The 1086-nt window shown below is 47.7% G+C and carries 2 protein-coding genes; both read left to right on the top strand.

The genetic code is table 11. The features are described 5' to 3' along the window. Window positions 1-136: phosphatidate cytidylyltransferase (locus tag R8269_RS25820; RefSeq protein ID WP_318145689.1), on the top strand; the 136-nt coding region annotated here is incomplete at its 5' end. 51 nt (window positions 137-187) lie between these two features. Next, window positions 188-1086: 1-deoxy-D-xylulose-5-phosphate reductoisomerase (gene ispC, locus R8269_RS25815; RefSeq protein ID WP_318222986.1), on the top strand; the 899-nt coding region annotated here is incomplete at its 3' end.

Raw genomic sequence — 1086 nt, 5'->3', positions numbered from 1 at the left:
CGAAAGCATGTTTAAGCGTGTTTCTGGCATCAAAGACAGCAGTAACATCATTCCAGGCCACGGTGGCGTATTAGATCGCATCGATAGCCTGACTGCTGCATTTCCAGTCTTTGCTCTTCTATACTACGTATTCTAATTTATCGGGAGCGGCTTCATCGCTCCTGAATTTTTCTAACGGTCTTACATCATGCAAAAGTTAACGCTTCTTGGTGCAACAGGCACAATAGGTGCAAGCACCTTAAAAGTGGTTGAACAAAACCCAGAGCTGTTTTCTGTGGTCGCACTAGCGGCTGGCACTAACGTTGAAAAGATGGTGGCACTTTGTCGCCAATGGCAGCCTAAATTCGCGGTAATGGCGGATAAGGCTGCGGCTGTTGCTCTGCAATCAGAAATCCACACCATTTCACCAAATACAGAAGTGTTAGGTGGTGTTGATGCACTTTGTCATGTGGCTTCATTAGAAGAAGTAGATAGCGTAATGGCAGCCATCGTTGGTGCAGCGGGTTTGTTGCCAACCATGGCGGCCGTTAAAGCGGGCAAGCGCGTATTGCTGGCGAATAAAGAAGCGCTTGTCATGTCTGGGCAGTTGTTTATTGATGCCGTTGAACAATACGGGGCAGAGTTGCTGCCAGTAGACAGTGAACATAATGCTATTTTCCAGTGCCTACCACAGCAAGTTCAAACCAATCTTGGCCGCTGTAACTTAGATGAGCATGGCATTTCTAGTATTCTGTTAACCGGATCTGGCGGTCCATTCCGTTACGCTGACATTGCCGATCTCGACAGCGTAACGCCAGCACAGGCAATCGCGCACCCTAACTGGTCTATGGGGCCAAAGATTTCGGTCGATTCTGCGACTATGATGAATAAAGGTCTTGAGTACATTGAAGCAAAATGGCTATTCAATGCGGCTCGTGACCAGTTAAAAGTGATTATTCACCCGCAATCCGTGATCCATTCAATGGTTCAGTATCGTGATGGTTCGGTACTGGCGCAAATGGGAGAGCCAGATATGGCAACACCAATTGCGCTGACAATGTCTTATCCTTCTCGTGTTGCTGCCGGTGTAAAACCGCTCGACTTTAC

The organism is Vibrio sp. Vb0667 (assembly GCF_033391095.1).
Note: the sequence above shows the minus strand (reverse complement) of the source record. Positions and strands in the feature narration are given on the sequence as shown.